The organism is Pseudomonas khavaziana, from assembly GCF_019145205.1.
Taxonomy (GTDB): Bacteria; Pseudomonadota; Gammaproteobacteria; order Pseudomonadales; family Pseudomonadaceae; genus Aquipseudomonas; species Aquipseudomonas khavaziana.
The window spans coordinates 863,211-884,593 of record NZ_JAHSTT010000001.1 but is presented as its reverse complement, the minus strand read 5'-3'; the positions used below and the strand labels follow the sequence as shown (position 1 = coordinate 884,593).

At 61.3% G+C, this 21,383-nt stretch carries 17 protein-coding genes; 10 read left to right on the top strand and 7 right to left on the bottom strand.

Translation table 11 applies throughout. The features are described from left to right. The first annotated feature begins 207 nt into the window (after positions 1-207). Together KVH01_RS04035 and KVH01_RS04030 are read left to right on the top strand one after the other, a co-directional pair. Positions 208-888 (top strand): heavy metal response regulator transcription factor, encoded by a 681-nt coding sequence (locus tag KVH01_RS04035; protein ID WP_043047484.1) that lies wholly within the window; start codon positions 208-210, stop codon positions 886-888. Continuing rightward, on the top strand, positions 885-2,231 hold the full coding sequence (locus KVH01_RS04030) for a heavy metal sensor histidine kinase (RefSeq protein WP_217880525.1): 1,347 nt from the start codon (positions 885-887) through the stop codon (positions 2,229-2,231). Before KVH01_RS04035 ends, KVH01_RS04030 begins: the two co-directional genes overlap by 4 nt. Positions 2,232-2,348: 117 nt before the next feature. Here KVH01_RS04030 and KVH01_RS04025 read toward each other — a convergent pair whose 3' ends face one another. From KVH01_RS04025 to KVH01_RS04015, 3 genes are read right to left on the bottom strand one after another with little or no spacing between them, the layout of a single operon-like run. Then, positions 2,349-3,593 carry a lipoprotein-releasing ABC transporter permease subunit gene (locus KVH01_RS04025; RefSeq protein WP_005786190.1) on the bottom strand — a complete coding sequence of 415 codons (1,245 nt, stop codon included), beginning with the start codon at positions 3,591-3,593 and terminating at the stop codon, positions 2,349-2,351. A gap of 60 nt (positions 3,594-3,653) precedes the next feature. Then, positions 3,654-4,337: a lipoprotein-releasing ABC transporter ATP-binding protein LolD gene (gene lolD / locus KVH01_RS04020; RefSeq protein ID WP_019818240.1), complete on the bottom strand. Its 684-nt coding sequence runs from the start codon at positions 4,335-4,337 to the stop codon at positions 3,654-3,656. A gap of 7 nt (positions 4,338-4,344) precedes the next feature. Next, the gene (locus KVH01_RS04015; RefSeq protein WP_043047486.1) at positions 4,345-5,595 is read right to left on the bottom strand and encodes a lipoprotein-releasing ABC transporter permease subunit; all 1,251 of its coding nucleotides are present in this window, start codon (positions 5,593-5,595) and stop codon (positions 4,345-4,347) included. Between the two features lie 94 nt (positions 5,596-5,689). On the opposite strand from KVH01_RS04015, the gene KVH01_RS04010 reads away from it, so the two are divergent. Both KVH01_RS04010 and KVH01_RS04005 read left to right on the top strand, forming a co-directional pair. Further along, complete coding sequence (locus KVH01_RS04010; protein WP_217880524.1) at positions 5,690-6,268, top strand: PilZ domain-containing protein; 579 nt, start codon at positions 5,690-5,692, stop codon at positions 6,266-6,268. A gap of 44 nt (positions 6,269-6,312) precedes the next feature. Beyond that, the gene (locus tag KVH01_RS04005; protein ID WP_003172585.1) at positions 6,313-7,035 is read left to right on the top strand and encodes a glycerophosphodiester phosphodiesterase; all 723 of its coding nucleotides are present in this window, start codon (positions 6,313-6,315) and stop codon (positions 7,033-7,035) included. A gap of 42 nt (positions 7,036-7,077) precedes the next feature. On the opposite strand, the gene sthA is transcribed toward KVH01_RS04005, so the two are convergent. Next, entirely contained in the window at positions 7,078-8,472 is a 1,395-nt protein-coding gene (gene sthA / locus KVH01_RS04000; RefSeq protein ID WP_043047489.1) for a Si-specific NAD(P)(+) transhydrogenase, read from the bottom strand. A 214-nt stretch (positions 8,473-8,686) separates the two neighbouring features. On the opposite strand from sthA, the gene KVH01_RS03995 reads away from it, so the two are divergent. Further along, a complete protein-coding gene (locus KVH01_RS03995) occupies positions 8,687-9,220 on the top strand; it encodes a chalcone isomerase family protein (protein ID WP_217880523.1) in 534 nt (177 codons plus the stop codon). A 282-nt stretch (positions 9,221-9,502) separates the two neighbouring features. Here KVH01_RS03995 and KVH01_RS03990 read toward each other — a convergent pair whose 3' ends face one another. Continuing rightward, positions 9,503-10,966, bottom strand: coding sequence for a glyceraldehyde-3-phosphate dehydrogenase (locus KVH01_RS03990; RefSeq protein ID WP_217880522.1), 1,464 nt, complete (start codon positions 10,964-10,966; stop codon positions 9,503-9,505). 340 nt (positions 10,967-11,306) lie between these two features. On the opposite strand from KVH01_RS03990, the gene mfd reads away from it, so the two are divergent. The 3 genes from mfd to KVH01_RS03975 are packed head-to-tail and all read left to right on the top strand — an operon-like array spanning position 11,307 to position 18,036. After that, the gene (gene mfd, locus KVH01_RS03985) at positions 11,307-14,756 is read left to right on the top strand and encodes a transcription-repair coupling factor (RefSeq protein ID WP_217880521.1); all 3,450 of its coding nucleotides are present in this window, start codon (positions 11,307-11,309) and stop codon (positions 14,754-14,756) included. A 10-nt stretch (positions 14,757-14,766) separates the two neighbouring features. Beyond that, positions 14,767-15,333 (top strand): CsiV family protein, encoded by a 567-nt coding sequence (locus tag KVH01_RS03980; protein ID WP_217880520.1) that lies wholly within the window; start codon positions 14,767-14,769, stop codon positions 15,331-15,333. Positions 15,334-15,342: 9 nt separating this feature from the next. Next, positions 15,343-18,036 (top strand): DEAD/DEAH box helicase, encoded by a 2,694-nt coding sequence (locus tag KVH01_RS03975; protein ID WP_217880519.1) that lies wholly within the window; start codon positions 15,343-15,345, stop codon positions 18,034-18,036. A gap of 102 nt (positions 18,037-18,138) precedes the next feature. Here KVH01_RS03975 and nagZ read toward each other — a convergent pair whose 3' ends face one another. Both nagZ and KVH01_RS03965 read right to left on the bottom strand, forming a co-directional pair. Beyond that, the gene (nagZ, locus tag KVH01_RS03970; RefSeq protein ID WP_217880518.1) at positions 18,139-19,149 is read right to left on the bottom strand and encodes a beta-N-acetylhexosaminidase; all 1,011 of its coding nucleotides are present in this window, start codon (positions 19,147-19,149) and stop codon (positions 18,139-18,141) included. A gap of 136 nt (positions 19,150-19,285) precedes the next feature. Further along, positions 19,286-19,993, bottom strand: coding sequence for a TetR/AcrR family transcriptional regulator (locus KVH01_RS03965; protein ID WP_043047496.1), 708 nt, complete (start codon positions 19,991-19,993; stop codon positions 19,286-19,288). Between the two features lie 263 nt (positions 19,994-20,256). Here KVH01_RS03965 and lexA point away from each other — a divergent pair, with 263 nt between their 5' ends. Together lexA and sulA are read left to right on the top strand one after the other, a co-directional pair. Next, positions 20,257-20,865, top strand: coding sequence for a transcriptional repressor LexA (lexA, locus tag KVH01_RS03960; RefSeq protein WP_003172575.1), 609 nt, complete (start codon positions 20,257-20,259; stop codon positions 20,863-20,865). Positions 20,866-20,875: 10 nt separating this feature from the next. After that, on the top strand, positions 20,876-21,349 hold the full coding sequence (sulA, locus tag KVH01_RS03955; RefSeq protein ID WP_217880517.1) for an SOS-induced cell division inhibitor SulA: 474 nt from the start codon (positions 20,876-20,878) through the stop codon (positions 21,347-21,349). Positions 21,350-21,383 lie beyond the last annotated feature (34 nt).

Below are 21,383 nucleotides of genomic sequence, written 5' to 3'. Positions count from 1 at the left end.
CTGCCAGCCAGCTGACTGCTAGATTACAACTTTGTCAGCTTGCGCCCATCCCCTGGAGCCCAGGGTATAAAGGCCGATGTTTTTTTGTAGGAGCGAGCTTGCTCGCGAAGGGCTCCAGCACACCGCGCCGAGCCAGGTCATACGCGTTATCGTTGACGCTTTTCGCGAGCAAGCTCGCTCCTGCATAGCACCTATTAAGAGTTTTATATGAAACTGCTGATCGTCGAAGACCAACCCAAAACCGGCCACTACCTGCGTCAGGGCCTGGCCGAGGCTGGCTTTACCACCGAACTGGTGGCCGACGGCACGACCGGCCAGCACCTGGCGCTGACGGGTGACTATGACTTGTTGATCCTCGATGTGATGCTGCCGGGCCGCGATGGCTGGCAGATCCTGCAGGCGGTGCGCAGTGCCGGCCTGGATATGCCGGTGCTGTTCCTCACCGCTCGCGATGCCGTGGAAGACCGCGTGCATGGCCTGGAACTGGGCGCCGACGATTACCTGGTCAAGCCCTTCGCCTTTTCCGAGCTGCTGGCCCGGGTGCGCACCTTGTTGCGCCGTGGCAGCAGCACACCGCAGGAAACCACCCTGCAACTGGCCGACCTGAGCCTGGACCTGATCCGCCGCCGGGTCGAGCGCGACGGCCAGCGCATTGACCTCACCGCCAAGGAATTTGCCCTGCTGGAACTGCTGCTGCGTCGCCAGGGCGAAGTGCTGCCCAAGACCCTGATCGCTTCCCAGGTCTGGGACATGAATTTCGACAGCGACACCAACATCATCGAAGTGGCGATCCGTCGCCTGCGCCTTAAAGTCGATGACAACTTCCCCAACAAGCTGATCCACACCGTGCGCGGCATGGGCTATGTGCTGGAGGAGCGGTTCACGTGATCAAGCGCCTGTCCCTGGCCAGCCGCCTGGCGCTGCTGTTTGCCGCCTGCACGGCGGTGGTCTCGTTGATTGCCGGGGTGCTGTTCAACCGCGCCAGCGAAGCGCACTTTATCGAGCTGGACCAGCAACTGCTCGACAGCAAGCTGGTGGCCCTGCGCAGCGCCTTGCAGGGTGTCGACTCACGGCAAGCCTTTGCCCTGCGAGGCCCGCAATGGCGCGCCGAACTTGATCAGCAGCCCGACTTCACCTTGCGTATCACTGCGGCCGACCAGCGCTGGGTGGACGGTGCGCCGTACCTCAGCGTGCCCGCAGCACCGGGCCTGCACAGCCTGCAAAACGCCGGCACCGACTACCGTGTGTACAACGCGCCGTTGACGCCCGGCCAACCCGGCTCGCCACAGCTGAGCCTGATACTCGACATCACCCACCACCAGCACTTTCTGGAGCGTATGCAGCGCTTGATCTGGCTGACCGTCGGCCTCTCGGCCCTGGCCACCGCCCTGCTCGGCGCCTGGGCTGCGCGCAGTGGGTTGCGACCGTTGCGGCGCATGGGCGAGGTGGCCGCCAGCGTATCCGCCCATTCCCTGACCCAACGCCTGCCCCAGGCGCAAATGCCAGTGGAGCTGGCGGAACTGGCCCAGGCCTTCAATGCCATGCTGGGGCGCCTGGACGATGCGTTCCAGCGTCTATCGGCGTTCTCGGCGGATATCGCCCACGAACTGCGCACACCACTCTCCAACCTGCTGACCCAGACCCAGGTCATTCTCACCCAGCCACGCCCACTGGAGGATTACCGCGAAGCGCTGCACAGCAACCTGGAGGAATTGCAGTGGATGGCACAACTGGTCAACGACATGCTATACCTGGCCAAGGCCGACCACGGCTTGCTGATGCCCAGCCGTGAAGCCCTGAATCTGGGCGATGAGGTCGACGCCCTGTTGGAATTTTTTACCCTGCTGGCAGAGGATGCGCAGGTCACGCTGGTTCGCGAAGGCACCGCCCATACGCTGGGCGATCGCGGCATGTTGCGCCGGGCCCTGTCGAACTTGCTCGATAACGCGCTGCGGTTTACCCCACCAGGCGGTGAGGTGCGGGTGCGAATGGACGAAGGCGTGACACTTGCGGTTGAGAACACCGGGGATGACATTCCAGCGCAGTTATTGCCGCGGTTGTTTGACCGTTTCTACCGGGCCGACCCGTCAAGGCGCGCAGGCAGCAGTGAACATGCAGGGCTGGGGTTGGCGATTACCCAATCGATTGTGCGGGCCCACGGGGGGAGGATTTATTGTGAGTCGCAGGCGGGGTGGACAAGGTTTGTGATCGAGTTGCCGAAGGGAGATTGATGCAGGCTCGGCAGGCCCTATCGGGGGCAAGCCCCCTCCCACACTGGACCGCGTTTATTCAGGAACAATGAGGTCAAAATGTGGGAGGGGGCTTGCTCCCGATGGCATTCTCAAAGACTACGAATATCTCAAGGCATGCGCCGGCTCAATCTTCGCCGCCCGATACGCCGGGTAAATCGTCGCCAAAAAGCTCAATACAAACCCCGCCGAACAAATCAGCAACACATCCCCACCTTGCAGCTCCGAAGGCAGGTTGCTGACGAAGTACACGTCCGAACTGAAGATATGCTGCCCACTGACCCGCTCCAGCCAGCCCACCAGCTCACTGACGTTCAGCGCTGCGATCACCCCAAGCACCCCGCCAATCAGGGTACCGACCACACCAATCACCGTGCCCTGCACCATGAAGATTGCCATGATCTGCCGGGGCGTGGCGCCGATGGTGCGCAGGATCGCGATGTCCGCGCCCTTGTCGTTCACCACCATGATCAAGGTGGCGATGATGTTGAACGCGGCCACGGCGACGATCATCAGCAACAGCAGGCCGATCATGGTCTTTTCCATTTTCATCGCGCTGAACAGGCTGCCCTGGGTGTGGGTCCAGTCGTCCGGCTTGTAAGCCGCGCCCAGGCTGGCGGCGATATCTGCCGAGACTTTGGGCGCTGCATACAGGTCCTTCACCGCCAGGCGCACGCTTTGCACCTGGTTGGGCTGCCAATGCTGGATTTCAGCGGCGTCGGCCATGTGGATCAGGGCCATGGAGCCATCCAGCTCGGCGCCCACCTTGAAGATACCCACCACGTTCAGCCGCTGCATGCGCGGGGTGATACCGCCCGGCGCGCTGCTCAGTTCCGGCACGATCAGGGTCAGCTTGTCGCCCACATTCAGGCGGAAGCGGCGTGCGGTGATATCGCCGACCACCACGCCGAATTCACCGGGTTTCAGGTCGTCCAGCTTGCCGCGCACAATGTGCTGGGTCACGATCGATACCTTGCCTTCCTGGGCCGGGTCGACGCCGCTGATCTCGATCGGCTGCATGGCGCCCTTGTAGGAGAACATACCGTCCATCTGTGTGAAGGGTACGGCGGCGGTGACTTGCGGATTCTTCATCGCCGCGGCGGCCACCGGTTGCCAGTCATCAATCGGCTTTACGCCGACGATGGTGGCGTGGGGCACCATGCCGAGGATGCGCGAGCTCATTTCGCGCTGGAAGCCGTTCATCACCGAAAGCACCACGATCATCGCCAATACGCCCAGGGCGAGGCCGATCATCGAGGTCATCGAGATAAACGAGACAAAACGGTTGCGGCGCTTGGCGCGGGTATAGCGCGTGCCGATGAAAATGGATAACGGTCTGAACATTCGCGTACACCGCCTGAAAAAATGAAAAAGCCCGACGCCAGGCGCCAGGCTTGAAACAGGTCAGATGGCGACCAGGTGACCTTCCTGCAGGTGCAACACGCGGTCCATCTGCCGGGCCATGCTCATGTCATGGGTCACCACCAGGAACGCGGTGCGCATCTGGGTGCTCAGTTCCAGCATCAAATCCTTGATGCCCTGGGCGGTGTGGGAGTCGAGGTTGCCGGTCGGCTCGTCGAGCATCACCAGGCCCGGGTTGTTCACCAGGGCGCGGGCAATCGCCACACGCTGGCGCTCGCCGCCGGACAGCTCGGCCGGCTTGTGCTCCAGGCGATGGCCGAGGCCGACACGCTCCAGCAAAGCGGTGGCACGCTGGCGCGCTTCGGGGATCGCGGTCTTGCCGATCAACAGCGGCATGCACACGTTTTCCAGGGCGGTGAATTCCGGCAACAGGTGGTGGAACTGGTACACAAAGCCCAACGAACGGTTGCGCAGTTGCCCACGGGCCTTTTCATTCAACGCCGAGAGCTCTTCACCGGCCAGCCACACGCTGCCCTGGGACGGCGTATCGAGGCCGCCCAGCAGGTTGAGCAAGGTACTTTTGCCGGAACCGGAACTGCCGACGATTGCCACGCGCTCGCCCGGGTGCAGTTCAAGTTGCAGGTTGGACAGCACCACCACAGACTCCGGGCCTTCCTCGTAGGATTTGCCCAGGTTGCGGCAGCTCAGGATTGCTTTTTCACTCATGCCCGATTCACTCATAACGTAATGCCTGTGCTGGCTGGGTGCGTGCCGCGCGCCAGGCTGGATACAGGGTGGCAAGGAAGCTCAGGACCAACGCAGCGCCGCCCACCATCAGCACGTCCTGGGTTTGCACCTGGGACGGCAAGTAATCGATGAAGTAGACGTCGGCGTTGAGAAACTTGTGGCCGATCACTTTTTCAAGCAGGGCGATGGCGGCGCTGACGTTCAGCGCGGCCAGAATGCCCACCGCCGTGCCGATCAGGGTGCCGACCACGCCGATCACGGTGCCCTGCACCATGAAGATCGCCATGATCTGCCCCGGCGTGGCGCCCAGGGTGCGCAGGATGGCGATATCGCCCTTCTTGTCGTTCACCACCATCACCAGCGTGGAGATGATGTTGAAGGCGGCAACCGCGACGATCAGCAGCAACAGCAGGCCGATCATGGCTTTTTCCATGCGGATGGCCTGGTACAGGTTGCCGTGGGTACGGGTCCAGTCGCGGGCGTAGTACTGCGACTCGCCCAGGTGCTGGGCAATTTCCCAGGCGCCACGCGGCGCATCGAACAGGTCATTGAATTTCAGGCGCAGGCCCTGCACCTGGTCCGGCTGCCAGCGATGCAGGCGGGCCAGGTCGGTGAGGTTGGTCAGGCCGATGTAACCGTCGATTTCGCCGGCGCCGACATGGAAGGTGCCCACCACGGTAAAGCGCTTCATGCGCGGGAACATGCCGGCCGGGGTCACGGTGACTTCCGGCGCGACGAAGGTCAGCTTGTCGCCAACCCCCACGCCGAGCTTGGCCGCGGCCTTGTCACCGATAACGATGCCGAAACTTCCGGGGGCCAGGTCGTCGAGCTTACCTTGCTGCATGAACTTGTCGATGATCGAGACGTTGCGCTCCTGGGCCGGGTCGATGGCATTGAGCAGGATCTTCTGCACCTTGCCGTCGTTGGTCAGCAACCCCTGCATCTGGGTAAACGGCGCAACGGCCACGACCTTGGGGTTCTGCTTGACCTTGGCGGCCAGGCTTTGCCAATCATCGATGGGCGCATCGCCCTCAATGGTCGCGTGGGGCACCATGCCCAGCACGCGGGTGCGCATCTCATGGTCGAAGCCGTTCATCACCGACAGCACCACGATCATCACGACCACGCCCAGGGCGAGACCGATCATCGAGGTCAAGGAAATGAACGACACAAAATGATTGCGACGCTTTGCACGGGTATAACGCGTGCCAATAAATACGAAGAGAGGTCTGAACATGTCGGGGCTTGTTCGGAGGAAAAGAAGACGTCCCGGTGGCGGGGTCTGGTAAGCAGCTTTACACTCAGACCATTACCGTAACCTGGGGTTCGCCATGTCGACATTAGATGAAGAAGAGCGCCGCGAATACTACCGTATCGACGACATGATCGCACTTCAAATCAGCACATTGTCTGGCCCCGAAGCGGCGAGCAAGGAAGTGTTGCTGGATGATTCGCCGTTGTTCAACCTGCTGAGCGAACTGCACCTGAGCGAATTCGAAGCCCAGCACCTGCTGCGCCAGATCAGCGAAAAAGACCGCAGCCTGGCGGCGTTCCTCAAGGTGCAGAACAAACGCCTGGACCTGCTCAGCCAGGTCATGGCCCGCGGCCTGCTGAGTGAAGTGGGCGCGCCGCAACCGGTGATCCTTTCCGAGGGCGGCATCGACTTCCAGCACCCTACCCCGTTGGCGCCCGACACTCACCTGGCGGTCAAGCTGGTGCTGATGCCCCAGGCGCTCGGCCTGTTGCTGCGTGCGCGGGTGACCCATTGCGACCCCAAGGGCGACAGCTTTGATGTGGGCACGGAATTCGAATCCATGACCGATGCCCAACGCCAGTTGCTGGCGCGCTACATCCTGCAAAAGCAGGCGCAGGAACGCCGCCTGGCGCGAGAACAAAGCGACGACACCTGAATACCTAGTCATTACGCCAGCGATCCTGGCGCAAAGGAGCAACTGTGACCCTGATCTACGGCCATCGCGGTGCCAAAGGCGAAGCACCGGAAAATACCCTGACCAGTTTTCAGGAATGCCTCAAGCACGGCGTACGCCGTTGCGAACTGGACCTGCACCTGTCCATGGACGGCGAACTGATGGTCATACATGACCCGACCCTCAAGCGCACCGCCGACCGGCGCGGCAAGGTCGTCGAGTATTCTGCGGCCGACCTGGTAAAGATGGACGCGCGCAAAGGCGGCCCGGGCTGGGTCAGCCCGTGCCCGATCCCACGCTTGGAGGAGCTGTTCGAAAAGTGTGACTTCGACCACTGGCAACTGGAAGTCAAAAGCGCCTCGCGCACCCGGGCCGCCACCACTGTGCTGGCGATTCGCGAAATGGCTGTGCGCTTTGGCCTGATGGACAAGGTCACCGTGACATCAAGCTCGCGGGAAGTGCTCAAGGCCGCCGTGGAACTCACCCCGGACCTGTCACGCGGCCTGGTGGCCGAATACGCCTGGCTCGACCCGTTGAAGGTCGCGCAGAACTACGGCTGTGAATACCTGGCGTTGAACTGGACGTTGTGCACCCCTGAGCGGCTGGAAAAAGCCCAGCGCCAGGGTTTGCACGTGTCCGTGTGGACAGTCAACGAACCCGCGCTGATGCGCAGGCTCGCCGACTTCGGCGTAGATAGCCTGATTACAGACTTTCCCGGTTTGGCCACTGCCACCCTCGGGAATTACTGAAATCGGTCTCCCCGGCCGGCTCAGGCCACCGGCCGGAGCCGCTCAAAAAAGCCGGTTGAGGCCGTCGTAGGCGGCTACCCGATAGGCTTCGGCCATGGTCGGGTAGTTGAACGTGGTGTTGACGAAGTACTTGAGGGTATTGAGATCACCCGGCTGGTTCATGATCGCCTGGCCGATATGCACGATCTCCGACGCCTGGTAGCCGAAGCAATGCACGCCGAGGACTTCCAGGGTTTCCCGGTGGAACAGGATCTTGAGCATGCCTTGCGGCTCACCGGCAATCTGCGCGCGCGCCATGCTCTTGAAGAACGCCTTGCCGACTTCGTAAGGCACCTTGGCCTTGGTCAGTTCGTGCTCGTTCTTGCCGATGGAGCTGATCTCGGGAATGGTGTAGATCCCGGTCGGCACATCGTTCACGTAGCGCCAGCTGCCATTGTCGACAATGCTGCCGGCGGCCGAACGGCCCTGGTCATGGGCGGCGCTGGCCAGGCTCGGCCAGCCGATCACATCACCGGCACCGTAGATGTTGGTCACGCAGGTGCGATAGTTCTCGTCCACTTCGATCTGGCCACGGCTGTTGACCTTGACCCCGATGTTTTCCATGCCCAGCTTGTCGGTGTTGCCGGTGCGGCCGTTGCACCACAGCAAGGCGTCGGCCTTGATCTTCTTGCCGGACTTGAGGTGCAGGATCACCCCGTTGTCCAGGCCTTCGACCCGCTCGTACTCTTCGTTGTGACGCACGGTGATGTTGTTGTTGCTGAAGTGGTAGCTCAACGCCTGGGAGATTTCCGAGTCGAGGAAGCTGAGCAACTGGTCACGGTTGTCCACCAGTTCCACCAATACACCCAGGCCGCTGAAGATCGAGGCGTATTCACAGCCGATCACGCCGGCGCCGTAGATGATCAGCTTGCGCGGGGTGTGGCCCAGGCTGAGGATGGTGTCGCTATCGTAGATACGCGGGTGGTGGAAATCGATGTCCGCCGGGCGATACGGGCGCGAACCGGTAGCGATGATGATGTGCTTGGCCACCAGTTTCTCGACCACGCCGTTGGCGCAGACCACTTCGACGGTTTGCTCGTCGGCGAAGCTGCCGGTGCCGAAGAACAGGTCGACGCGGTTACGGGCGTAGTAGCCGGTGCGCGAGGCGACTTGTTTGGAGATGACTTTTTCGGCGCTTTTCAACACGTCCGGGAACGAGAACCAGCGCGGCTCGCCAATGGCCCGGAACATCGGGTTGGTGTTGAACTGCATGATCTGGCGCACCGAGTGACGCAACGCCTTGGACGGGATGGTACCCAGGTGGGTGCAGTTGCCGCCGACCTGGCGACGGCTATCGACCATCGCCACCTTGCGCCCTGCTTTGGCAGCGTTCATCGCCGCACCTTCTCCAGCTGGGCCGGAACCCAGTACCACCACGTCATAGTTGTAGACAGCCATGCGTACTCCTCAAAACAGGCCAGGCATACGGTTGGACGCCTGGCTAAATCATGCCGCGGCCAGCGGTCATGAAGGACAATTTGGCTCAAGTGTGTGAACCGGGGCACAGTCTATAGAAGGCCGAGCGCCGCGAACATTAACCCTTGGTCGCGTCGTAGGCCAGTGTTGCCATACTACAGGACGCAAATCAGCGCCGATTTCAGGATGAGCCATTATGCGACAACTATTTTTTTGTTTAATGCTGATGGTGTCGATCACGGCGCATGCCAACGATGCGCAGCGGCTCAAGCAGGCTGGCTTCCCGGCACAGATCGAGGGGCTGGCCTTGAAAAACCAGGCGGTGCTCAACTATCTGTGGGTGGATGTATATGCGGCGGCGCTGTACGCCCCGGCACAAGTGAGTGCAAGACAAGCCTGGGACCAGCACAAGGCCCTGCGGCTGGCGCTGTATTACTTTCGCGACATCGACCGTAGTGACGTGATCAAGGCCGCCACGGTCACTCTGGAACGCCAGCAAGCCAATGCCCGATTAAAACCGCAGCTGGATAGGTTGCACGCCAGCTTTCGCGACATCCGAAGCGGTGATCGTTATGCCCTGGATTTTCATCCGGGGCGTGGCTTGGAGCTGGAAATCAATGGGCAAGTGGTGTTCAGCAGCCGTGATGAGGAACTGGCGAAGGCCTACCTGGGCATCTGGCTGGCACCCAAAGGGCTGTCTGATGAGTTGCGCGACAAATTGCTGGATTGATGTCGGCTGTAGCATCGCCATCGGGGCGAGCCCCCTATGACGCCCTCCCAGACAACACAAAACCCACAGCCATAAAAAAAGCCCCGAACCAGTCGTAATGCTGTTCAGTTAAGGCATTTTGTAGGAGCGAGCTTGCTCGCGAAACTCATAGGCGCCGCGTTCATTCAGAGGCGCGTTATCGTGACGATGTTTTTCGCGAGCAAGCTCGCTCCTACAGAGGGTGGTATACGCTTAACTGAACGGCATTGCGAACCAGTCGGGGCTTTCTCATTCAGCCAAGGCTTAGCGCGGGAACGCAGGCGGGTTGACCCCAGCCATGTCTTCCATCACGCGAACCACCTGGCAGCTGTAGCCGAACTCGTTGTCGTACCACACGTACAGCACAACGCGGTTGTCCTGGGTGATAGTCGCTTCGGCATCCACCACACCGGCGTGGCGCGAGCCGACGAAGTCGGTGGAGACCACTTCCTGGGAATTGACGAAGTCGATCTGCTTGTGCAGGTCGGAGTGCAGCGCCATGTAGCGCAGATACTCGTTCATCTCTTCACGGGTGGCGGCTTTCTCAAGGTTCAGGTTGAGAATGGCCATCGATACGTTCGGCGTCGGTACGCGGATCGCGTTACCGGTCAGCTTGCCGGCCAGCTCAGGCAGGGCCTTGGCGGCAGCGGTGGCAGCACCGGTCTCGGTGATCACCATGTTCAACGCGGCGCTGCGACCACGGCGATCGCCCTTGTGGAAGTTGTCGATCAGGTTCTGGTCGTTGGTGTAGGAGTGAACGGTTTCAACGTGGCCGTTAACGATGCCGAACTTGTCATTCACCGCCTTGAGCACCGGCACGATGGCGTTGGTGGTGCAGGAGGCGGCGGACACGATCTTGTCGTCAGCGGTGATTTCAGCGTGGTTGATGCCGTGCACGATGTTCTTGAGCTTGCCCTTGCCAGGCGCGGTCAGCACAACGCGGTCGACACCCGGGCACGCCAGGTGCTGGCCCAGGCCCTCGGCATCGCGCCATACGCCGGTGTTGTCCACCAGCAGGGCGTCCTGAATGCCGTACTGGGTGTAATCCACCTCAGTCGGGTTCTTCGCGTAGATCACCTGGATCAGGTTACCGTTGGCGGTGATGGTGTTGTTTTCTTCATCGATGGTGATGGTGCCGTTGAACGAACCATGTACCGAATCGCGACGCAGCAGGCTGGCGCGTTTGGTCAGGTCATTCTCGGCGCCTTTGCGCACCACGATGGCACGCAGGCGCAGGCCGTCGCCGCCACCGGTTTTCTCGATCAGGATGCGCGCCAGCAAGCGGCCGATACGCCCGAAGCCGTACAGCACCACGTCGGTGCCCTTGCGAGGTGCGGCGTTTTGCTGGCCAACCACATCGGCCATTTCTTCACGCACGAACTGCTCGGCGCTACGGCCGGCGCCTTCCTTGCGGAACTTGTAGGCCAGCTTGCCCAGGTCTACCGAGGCCGCGCCGAGCTTGAGCTCGCTCATGGCCTTGAGCAGTGGGAATGTTTCGTGGACGGAGAGTTCGCTGTCGTCGGCGGAGCGATGGCGCGCAAAGCGGTGCGCCTTGAGAATCGCGATGACAGACTGGTTGATCAGGCTGCGGCCATAGATCGAGCTCACCACATTGTTATTGCGGTACAGCTGGCCGATAAGCGGAATCATCGCTTCTGCGAGTGCTTCACGGTCGATCCATTCACCAAGACACTGGTCGGGCTTCTGAGTCACGGGAACCTTCCACATGTAGGGGCAGAAAAAAGGGGCTACATTATGTCGCCCGACTGCACGATGAGCAATGCGCGAGGGGCAACAAAAAGCCCTTGCAAAAAAATACCACCGCGCTACAGCCCAGGAAATACGCGGGTTCCAGAAGGCCACTAGTTGAGCCGACGGGCCGACTTGTCCGTAACCCTCCTAAACATTCGCGCTTTTTGGCACTACATATTGAGTCAAAACCCGGCATTGTTTGTCTTAGCCACTACATTTCCTACAAACCGTAATAGGCACAGTCAGCAACTGACAGGCGGCACCTCGGGCCGTTACAATTACCGACTTTGTCGCAACGCTTGGAGCTCAACCTTCCGTGCCCGTTCTGCGTCTACCGCTTCTCCCTGCTGCGGCAGGTAAACAGCACTGGGGCAACCTGCCCGGTGCCGCCCTGAGCCTGGCCATTGCCGAGGCTGCCAGCGCAGCCAAGCGCTTTACCCTGCTGCTTACCGCCGACAGCCAAAGTGCCGAACGGCTGGAGCAGGAGCTGAGCTTCTTCGCCCCGGATTTACCGGTGCTGCATTTTCCCGACTGGGAAACCCTGCCCTACGACCTGTTCTCGCCGCACCAGGACATCATTTCCCAGCGCATCGCCAGCCTGTACCGCCTGCCGGAACTGGCTCACGGCGTGCTGGTGGTGCCGATCACCACGGCCCTGCATCGCCTGGCGCCGACCAAGTTCCTGCTGGGCAGCAGCCTGGTGCTGGATATCGGTCAGAAGCTCGACGTAGAACAAATGCGCACGCGCCTGGAAGCCAGCGGCTACCGCTGCGTCGACACGGTGTACGAACACGGTGAGTTCGCAGTGCGCGGCGCGCTGATCGACCTGTTCCCGATGGGCAGCAAGTTACCGTATCGCATCGACCTGTTCGATGACGAAATCGAGACGCTGCGCACCTTCGATCCGGAAAACCAGCGTTCCATCGACAAGGTCGACTCGATCAAGCTGCTGCCGGCGCGGGAATTCCCGCTGCAAAAAGACGCGGTCACCCGCTTCAAGGCGCGCTTTCGTGAACGCTTTGACGTGGACTTCCGCCGCTGCCCGATCTTCCAGGACCTGAGCAGCGGGATTACCCCGGCCGGTATCGAGTACTACCTGCCGCTGTTTTTCGACGAAACCTCCACCCTGTTCGATTACCTGCCCCAGGACACCCAGGTGTTTTCGCTGCCGGGCATCGAACAGGCCGCGGAAAACTTCTGGAACGACGTGCGCAACCGCTACGAAGAGCGCCGCGTCGATCCGTCCCGGCCTTTATTGCCGCCTGCCGAACTGTTCCTGCCGGTGGAAGACTGCTTCGCCCGTCTGAAAAACTGGCCGCGTATAGTTGCCAGCCAGCAGGATGTGGACGCCGGCAGTGGCCGTGAGCGCTTCCCGGCGGGGATGCTGCCGGACCTGTCGATCCAGGCCAAGGCCACCCAACCGCTGGAAGCCCTGTCCAACTTCCTCGGTGACTTTCCCGGCCGCGTGCTGTTTACCGCCGAGTCCGCCGGGCGCCGCGAAGTGCTGCTGGAGCTGTTGGAACGCCTGAAACTGCGGCCCAAGACAGTCGACAGCTGGCCGGACTTTGTCGCCAGTAAAGAGCGCCTGGCGATCACCATCGCGCCACTGGACGAAGGGCTGCTGCTGGACGACCCGGCGCTCGCGCTGATTGCCGAAAGCCCACTGTTCGGCCAGCGCGTGATGCAGCGCCGTCGCCGTGAGAAACGCGCAGACGCCAACAATGATGCGGTGATCAAGAACCTCACCGAACTGCGCGAAGGCGCGCCGGTGGTGCATATCGACCACGGCGTCGGCCGCTACCTGGGCCTGCAGACCCTGGAGATCGACAACCAGGCCGCCGAATTCCTCACCATGGAATACGCCGAAGGCGCCAAGCTTTATGTGCCGGTGGCCAGCCTGCACCTGATCGCCCGCTATACCGGCAGCGACGACGCTCTGGCGCCGTTGCACCGCCTGGGCTCCGAGACCTGGCAGAAAGCCAAGCGCAAGGCCGCCGAACAGGTACGCGACGTGGCCGCCGAACTGCTCGACATCTATGCCCGCCGCGCGGCCCGCGAAGGCTACGCGTTCGCCGACCCGAAAGCCGACTACGCCACCTTCAGCGCCGGCTTCGCCTTCGAAGAAACCCCGGACCAGCAGACCACCATCGAAGCGGTGCGCGCCGACATGCTCGCACCCAAGCCGATGGACCGCCTGGTGTGTGGCGACGTGGGCTTCGGCAAAACCGAAGTGGCGATGCGCGCAGCCTTCATTGCGGTACACGGCGGCAAGCAAGTGGCGATCCTGGTGCCCACTACCCTGCTCGCCCAGCAGCACTACAACAGCTTCCGCGACCGCTTTGCCGACTGGCCGGTGACCGTGGAGGTGATGAGCCGCTTCAAGTCCGCCAAGGAAGTGAACGCCGCCATCGCCGACCTGGCCGAAGGCAAGATCGATATCGTCATCGGCACTCACAAGCTGCTGTCGGACGATGTGAAGATCAAGAACCTGGGCCTGGTAATCATCGACGAAGAACACCGCTTCGGTGTGCGCCAGAAAGAACAGCTCAAGGCCCTGCGCAGTGAAGTCGACATCCTCACCCTGACCGCCACGCCGATTCCGCGCACGCTGAACATGGCGGTGTCGGGCATGCGCGACCTGTCGATCATCGCTACGCCGCCGGCGCGTCGCCTGTCGGTGCGCACCTTTGTGATGGAACAGAACAAGAGCACGGTCAAGGAAGCACTGCTGCGCGAACTGCTGCGTGGCGGCCAGGTGTACTACCTGCACAACGATGTGAAGACCATCGAGAAATGTGCCGCCGACCTCGCCGAGCTGGTGCCCGAAGCACGCATCGCCATCGGCCACGGGCAGATGCGCGAGCGCGAACTCGAGCAGGTGATGAGCGACTTCTACCACAAGCGCTTCAACGTGCTGATCGCCTCGACCATTATCGAGACCGGCATCGACGTGCCGAGCGCCAACACCATCATCATCGAGCGTGCCGACAAGTTCGGCCTGGCCCAACTGCACCAGCTGCGCGGGCGCGTCGGGCGCAGTCACCACCAGGCCTATGCCTACCTGCTCACGCCGCCGCGTCAGCAAATTACCGGCGACGCGGAAAAGCGCCTGGAAGCCATCGCCAACACTCAGGACCTCGGCGCCGGCTTCGTGCTGGCCACCAACGACCTGGAAATCCGTGGCGCCGGCGAACTGCTCGGTGACGGCCAGAGCGGCCAGATCCAGGCGGTCGGTTTCACCCTGTATATGGAGATGCTCGAACGCGCGGTAAAAGCCATCCGCAAGGGCGAGCAACCGAACCTCGACCAACCCCTGGGCGGCGGCCCGGAGATCAACCTGCGCTTGCCGGCGCTGATTCCCGAAGACTACCTGCCGGATGTGCATGCACGGCTGATCCTGTACAAGCGCATTGCCTCGGCCACCGACGAAGAAGGTCTCAAGGACCTGCAAGTGGAAATGATCGACCGCTTCGGCCTGCTGCCGGAACCGACCAAGAATCTGGTGCGCCTGACCCTGCTCAAGTTGCAGGCCGAGCAGCTGGGTATCAAGAAGGTCGACGCCGGGCCGCAGGGTGGGCGCATCGAATTCGAAGCGCAGACGCCGGTCGACCCCTTGGTGCTGATCAAGCTGATCCAAGGCCAGCCCAACCGCTACAAGTTCGAAGGGGCTACGCTGTTCAAGTTCATGGTGCCGATGGAACGCGCCGAAGAACGCTTCAATACCCTGGAGGCGCTGTTTGAGCGCCTCATCCCGAAATCCGCTTGAAGGACGCCCCATGCGCCTGTTCCGCTTCCTGAGCCTGTTGTTGGTGGTACTTGCGCCGTCGGCATTTGCCGACAGCCCGTACCAGGTGGAAATGATCCTGGTGCGCCAGAATGCCGAGCCGGTGATCAACAGCCGGGCCGCACCGGAAAACTGGGATGAAGGTGCACCGCGCCTGGGCGAGCGGCTGAGCCCGCCGCGCCTGGGCAATATTGTCGACAAGCTGCGCGCCGATACCAACTACACGGTGCTCGCCCACAAGGCCTGGGAACAGAACCTGGGCGAGCAGCCGGTCAAAGTCGCGATTACCGACGGCCAGGAGCAATTCGGCCAACTCCCCATCGAAGGTGTGTTGAGCCTGCAATTGGGGCGTTTTACCGATATCGATGCCGACTTCTGGATCAACCAGTTCGACGGCAACGGCAGCGTGGTCTCCAGTGAGCACCTGGCGCAGAAAGACGTGCGCACCAAGAACAACCAGCTCAACTACCTGGACGGCGGTCATCTGGCGTTGCTGATCAAAATCACCTCGCTGACCGCCAAGCCACCCAGCGCTCCACCGCCCGAGCTTCAGGACTGATCCAGCGCCATGCCCCTGACGTCCTCACTGACCAAACCCCTGGCCCCTTCGTGGGCCAATCGCTTCAAAGAGCAAAGCCTTGAGCGCGGGCGGCGCTACGCCCTGGAAAACCGCGTGCGCATCGTCGAGTGCGGCGACAGCACCATCACCGCCAGCTGCGAAGGCTCGGGTGGCAATGTGTACCGGCAAACGATCTCGCTGCGCGAGTCGGCCAAGGGCATGCTGATCCTGGTGGACAGCCGCTGTACGTGCCCGGTGCATACCAACTGCAAACATATCGCAGCGGTGCTGCTCAAGGTCCAGGAAACCCTGGCCTACCCGGCGGCGGCCCAGGATGCCGAGCTGCTGGAGAAACTCCAGGCCGTACTGGATAACCGTGTGGTGTTGCCACAGGTGGTCATGGAGGATGTACAGCCCGTGCCACGCCTGTGGCTGGCCAGTGTGGAATTCAGCGCGTTCGAGCCGCGCAACGGCAAGATGCAGCGCTATATCCAGCACCGTGCGGCGCTGTCGTTCAACTACCTGGGCAATTATGTCAGCGGGCAAAAAAATGCCGACATTATCGTGCGCCAGGAAACCCAGAGCCTGCGCATCAAACGTCATCCCGAGCTGGAACAACCCTATCGCGAGCAACTGCGCCTGCTCGGCTTCAAGATCGCCACGCGCCAGAGCAAGGCCTTGCCGGAAAGTGCCGGCGAGTTGTTCGAGATGGTCAATGACAGCGCCTGGCTGAACTTTACCCTCAATGCATCGCCGACCTTGCGTGCCGAGGGCTGGGAGCTGCAGATCGATGAAGATTTCGGTTTTGACCTGAGCCCCGTCGATGACTGGTATGCCACGGTAGAGGAAGGCCCGGAGCGCGACTGGTTCGATCTGGAGCTGGGCATTATCGTCAACGGCGAACGCTTGAGCCTGCTGCCGATCCTGTTGAACCTGATGCGCTCCCACACCGAGATCCTCAACCCGGAGAAAGTGGCGCGGCGCCGTGATGATGAGCTGATCCTGGTGAATATCCCCGGCCTGCCCAACGGCGGCCATGGCCCGCTGCAAGTGGCGCTGCCCTACGGCCGTTTGAAACCGGTGCTGGCCACCCTTGGCGAGTTCTATTTGCAGGAGCCCGGTACGACCGCCCTGCGCCTGGCCAAGGCCGACGCGATTCGCCTCAACCCGCTGGAAGACCTGCCGCTGCAATGGGAAGGCGGCGAAAAGATCCGCAACTTCGCCCAGCGCCTGCGCGATATCAAGGACTTCACCTGCGTGGCGCCCAAGGGACTGAACGCGACTTTGCGCCCTTATCAGTTGGAAGGCTTGAGCTGGATGCAGTCGCTGCGCCAGCTGGAAGTGGGCGGGATTCTTGCGGACGACATGGGCCTGGGCAAAACCCTGCAAACCCTTGCGCATATTCTTACCGAGAAAATCGCCGGGCGCCTTGATCGACCCTGCATGGTAGTGATGCCGACCAGCCTGATCCCGAACTGGCTCGATGAGGCTGCGCACTTTACCCCGCAACTCAAGGTACTGGCGCTGTACGGTGCCTCACGCAAAAAGCACTTCACCAACCTACAGGACTACGACCTGCTGCTGACTACCTATGCCTTGCTGCCCAAGGACGTCGAACAGCTTGCCGCCCTACCCTTGCACGTGCTGATCCTCGACGAAGCGCAATACATCAAGAACCCTTCGAGCAAGGCTGCCCAGGCTGCACGCGAGCTGAACGCCCGCCAGCGCCTGTGCCTGAGCGGCACACCGCTGGAAAACCACCTGGGTGAGCTGTGGTCACTGTTCCACTTCCTGTTGCCGGGCTGGCTGGGCGACGTGAAGAGCTTCAACCGTGATTACCGCGTGCCCATTGAAAAGCGCGCCAGTGAGGTGCGCTTGCAGCACCTCAACGGTCGGATCAAACCGTTTCTGCTGCGCCGCACCAAGGAACAGGTGGCGACAGAGCTACCGCCCAAGACTGAAATCATCCACTGGGTCGACCTCAACGAGGCCCAGCGCGACGTTTACGAAACCATGCGCCTGGCCATGGATAAAAAAGTCCGAGATGAGATCACCCGCAAGGGCGTGGCCCGCAGCCAGATCATCATTCTTGAAGCCCTGCTCAAGCTGCGTCAGGTGTGCTGCGACCTGCGCCTGGTCAACGATGCCAGCCTGGCGGTGCGTGGCAGCAGCTCGGGCAAGCTCGACAGCCTGATGGAAATGCTCGACGAGCTGTTTACCGAGGGCCGGCGGATACTGCTGTTTTCCCAGTTCACCTCAATGCTGAGCCTGATCGAGATCGAGCTGAAAAAGCGCGGGATTGCCTACGCACTGCTGACCGGGCAGACCCGTGACCGGCGCACACCGGTAAAGGACTTCCAGAGCGGCAAGTTGCAGATTTTTCTGATCAGTTTGAAGGCCGGTGGCGTGGGTTTGAACCTGACCGAAGCCGACACGGTGATCCATTATGACCCGTGGTGGAACCCGGCCACGGAAAACCAGGCCACCGACCGTGCGTATCGCATCGGGCAGGAAAAGCCGGTGTTTGTGTATAAGATGATTGCGCGGGGCACGGTGGAGGAGAAAATCCAGCACCTGCAGAAGGAGAAGTCCGACTTGGCGGCGGGCGTGCTGGATGGGCGTACGACTGGGGATTGGCAGTTGGGTAATGAAGAGATTGAAGCGTTGTTTGCGCCGTTGCCCAACAAACAAGAAAAGCGCTGACTGTTGGATCGTCATCGGGGGCAAGCCCGCTCCCACATTTGTATGTATTTACAATTCAAAGTGTGGGAGAGCGCTTGCCGCCGATGGGTGCGACTCAGTCAGTCAATCAATCAACTGAGCATCCCTCAACGCGGCAAGCGCTGCCAACCAACGCGGATCCTGTTTGTACTCCGTCGAAGCAATGGCCTGCCCGCGCATCCGCGCAATACGAGCAGACGGTGTGACCTTCATGCGCTGCGCCGCACTCAGCGCCAGTTCGGCAGCCGCGCGATCATTGCATACCAGCCCCATATCACAACCCGCCGTCAGCGCCGCCTCGATCCGACTCGCCGCATCGCCGACCACATGGGCCCCCGCCATGGACAGGTCATCACTGAAAATAACCCCGTCGAACTGCAACTCGCCGCGCAGGATGTCCTGCAACCAGCGGCGCGAGAAGCCGGCGGGCTGGCTGTCCACCTGCGGGTAGATCACGTGCGCGGGCATCACTGCGGCCAATTGCTTGCTCAAGCGTGCGAAGGGCACCAGGTCATTGGCGCGAATCTGTTCCAGGCTGCGCTCGTCATTGGGAATCGCAACGTGAGAATCGGCCTCGGCCCAACCGTGCCCGGGGAAGTGCTTGCCCGTGGCGGCCATACCGGCACTGTTCATGCCACGGATGAAGGCGCCAGCGAGGACGGCGGCACGCTCGGGGTCGCCTTCGAAGGAGCGGGTGCCGACCACGGCGCTGCGTTGGTAATCCAGGTCCAGCACCGGGGCGAAACTCAAGTCGAGACCCACAGCCAGTACTTCGGTGGCCATGATCCAGCCGCACTGTTCTGCCAGGTATTCAGCGTTGGGGTTATCGGCCAAAGCGCGCATGGCCGGCAGGCGCACGAAGCCCTGGCGCAGGCGCTGTACGCGGCCACCTTCCTGGTCGACCGCCAGCAGCAAGTCCGGGCGCACTGCACGAATCGCCGCGCTCAACTCGCGCACCTGACGTGGATGCTCGATATTGCGCGCAAAAACGATCAGGCCGCCCACTTCCGGCTGGCGCAACAGATGGCGATCCTCGGCCGTCAGCCAGGTACCGGCCACGTCGACCATCAAAGAACCTTGCAGGACAGCAGTCATAAACCTTCCTTAAATAACGCACACAACCCGTCGCCCTCACCAGACACGGCAAGCACGACGGGTTGCGAATAGATAGCTGAAATCGGCATGGCGGCTAGCTTAGCGGATGCAAGCGGCCGCGCACACCCGGGGGCAGTCAAACCTTGGCGGCGGTTGGCACGGTTTTGCTGCGCGGGCGCAGTTGCGCAGAGGCCATGGCCGGGTCGGTGACGCCGGTTTCGGCGCGCATGCCGGCCGCGAGAAACGGCACCATCAGGCGCATCACCTGCTCGATGGAGGTGTTCACCCCGAAATCGGTCTCGGCAATCGCTCGCAAAGCCTTGATACCGGACATGCTGAACGCCGCGGCGCCGAGCATGAAATGCACGCGCCAGAACAGTTCGATAGGTGGAATACGCGGGGCGGCTTCGTTGACCAGCAACATATAGCGGCGGAACACCTTGCCGTACATGTCTTCCAGGTAACGCCGCAGGTGGCCCTGGCTCTGGCTGAACGCCAGGCCCAGCAAACGCATGAAGATCGACAGGTCGTTGCCGCTACGTGGTTGCACGACCAACGCTTGCTCAACGAGGATTTCCAGCAGGTCTTCCAGGCTCGGCTTGTGATCGGCCTTGGCCTGACGACGCTCCAGCTCACGGTCAAGACTGGCGCAGAACGGCCCCAGAAAGCGCGAAAACACTGCCTGGATCAGGGCCTTTTTCGAGCCGAAATGGTAATTCACCGCGGCAAGGTTGACCCCAGCCTTGCTAGTGATCAGCCGCAGTGAGGTTTCAGCAAATCCTTTTTCCGCGAACAACTGCTCGGCAGCATCGAGAATGCGTTCAACGGTTTCCGACTGGGCCATGGCTACTCCGCCTGACAAACACTTGTTTGAAACATACGTTTCAGAGTGTGTCTTGTCAAGCCTGCGGGTTCGCTTTCCGGCCGGGCAGTCATCCTGAACATGGCTATTTAATCACATCCCTCTCGCTCTGTAGGCAGCACTCTTTCTAGGTTGTAGGAAGGATGACGAATGACCGTCCAGCGGAGTCGATGAAAAGGATGATTGCCAAGCGCAGTCCACTGTATATAATCCCAGTCACTGTATAAAAAGACAGAGCGATCAACATGCTAAAACTGACGCCACGCCAAGCTGAGATTCTGGCTTTCATCAAGCGCTGCCTTGATGACAATGGTTACCCGCCGACTCGTGCGGAGATTGCCCTGGAATTGGGGTTCAAGTCCCCGAATGCCGCAGAAGAACACCTCAAGGCCCTTGCCCGCAAAGGCGCGATCGAGATGACCCCGGGTGCCTCGCGGGGCATTCGCATCCCAGGCTTCGAAGCCAAGGCCGACGAATCGACATTGCCGATCATCGGTCGAGTCGCCGCCGGTGCGCCGATTCTGGCGCAGCAGCACGTCGAGGAATCCTGCAACATCAACCCGACCTTCTTCCATCCTCGCGCCGACTACCTGTTGCGTGTGCACGGCATGAGCATGAAGGACGTGGGCATTTTCGATGGCGACCTGCTGGCCGTCCATACCACCCGAGAAGCCCGCAATGGCCAGATCGTCGTGGCCCGGATCGGCGATGAAGTCACCGTCAAGCGCTTCAAACGTGAAGGCAGCAAGGTCTGGCTCCTGGCCGAGAACCCTGAGTTCGCCCCGATTGAAGTGAACCTGAAAGACCAGGACCTGGTGATCGAAGGCTTGAGTGTCGGCGTTATTCGCCGCTAAAGGAGGCATCATGCAGCTCGTGCACACCCCACAACACGCCCAACTATCGCTGTTCGAGGCCTTCATGGCCCAACCCCTTGCACCCATCCTCAAGGAAACGGTCGAGACTCCCTGGGGCGGCGAGCCCGAGGCATTCAGTGAATTGTCGTTGCGCGGTGCGGCTGAGAGCTGCCTGAACTTGCTGGCGCCTATCCTGCGCGAACTAAGCGAGGACAAGGATGCACGCTGGCTGACGCTGATCGCCCCGCCCGCCAGCCTTACCCAGGCCTGGCTGCGGGAGGCTGGCCTCAACCGTGAGCGCATCCTGTTGCTGCAACCACGCGGTGCGCAGAGTGCCCAGCAGCTGACCTGCGAAGCCTTGCGCCTGGGTCGTAGTCATACGGTGGTGAGTTGGTTGAATCCGCTGACTGCCAGCGCCAAGCAGCAACTGATCAGTGCCGCACGCATCGGCGATGCACAGAGCTTGAATATTCGCTTGGGATAGAGGGACATGTCGTGGCGAACGAGCTTGTTATCTG

Excerpts from the sequence above, each read along its gene's own strand:
- KVH01_RS04035 (WP_043047484.1), top strand. The coding sequence starts at position 208 with ATGAAACTGCTGATCGTCGAAGACCAACCCAAAACCGGCCACTACCTG.
- sthA (WP_043047489.1), bottom strand. The coding sequence starts at position 8,472 with ATGGCTGTCTACAACTATGACGTGGTGGTACTGGGTTCCGGCCCAGCT.
- KVH01_RS03965 (WP_043047496.1), bottom strand. The coding sequence starts at position 19,993 with ATGGCCCAGTCGGAAACCGTTGAACGCATTCTCGATGCTGCCGAGCAG.
- nagZ (WP_217880518.1), bottom strand. The coding sequence starts at position 19,149 with ATGACTGCTGTCCTGCAAGGTTCTTTGATGGTCGACGTGGCCGGTACC.
- KVH01_RS03975 (WP_217880519.1), top strand. The coding sequence starts at position 15,343 with ATGCCCCTGACGTCCTCACTGACCAAACCCCTGGCCCCTTCGTGGGCC.
- KVH01_RS03990 (WP_217880522.1), bottom strand. The coding sequence starts at position 10,966 with ATGTGGAAGGTTCCCGTGACTCAGAAGCCCGACCAGTGTCTTGGTGAA.
- KVH01_RS04010 (WP_217880524.1), top strand. The coding sequence starts at position 5,690 with ATGTCGACATTAGATGAAGAAGAGCGCCGCGAATACTACCGTATCGAC.
- KVH01_RS04015 (WP_043047486.1), bottom strand. The coding sequence starts at position 5,595 with ATGTTCAGACCTCTCTTCGTATTTATTGGCACGCGTTATACCCGTGCA.
- lolD (WP_019818240.1), bottom strand. The coding sequence starts at position 4,337 with ATGAGTGAAAAAGCAATCCTGAGCTGCCGCAACCTGGGCAAATCCTAC.
- KVH01_RS03995 (WP_217880523.1), top strand. The coding sequence starts at position 8,687 with ATGCGACAACTATTTTTTTGTTTAATGCTGATGGTGTCGATCACGGCG.
- lexA (WP_003172575.1), top strand. The coding sequence starts at position 20,257 with ATGCTAAAACTGACGCCACGCCAAGCTGAGATTCTGGCTTTCATCAAG.
- KVH01_RS04025 (WP_005786190.1), bottom strand. The coding sequence starts at position 3,593 with ATGTTCAGACCGTTATCCATTTTCATCGGCACGCGCTATACCCGCGCC.
- sulA (WP_217880517.1), top strand. The coding sequence starts at position 20,876 with ATGCAGCTCGTGCACACCCCACAACACGCCCAACTATCGCTGTTCGAG.
- KVH01_RS03980 (WP_217880520.1), top strand. The coding sequence starts at position 14,767 with ATGCGCCTGTTCCGCTTCCTGAGCCTGTTGTTGGTGGTACTTGCGCCG.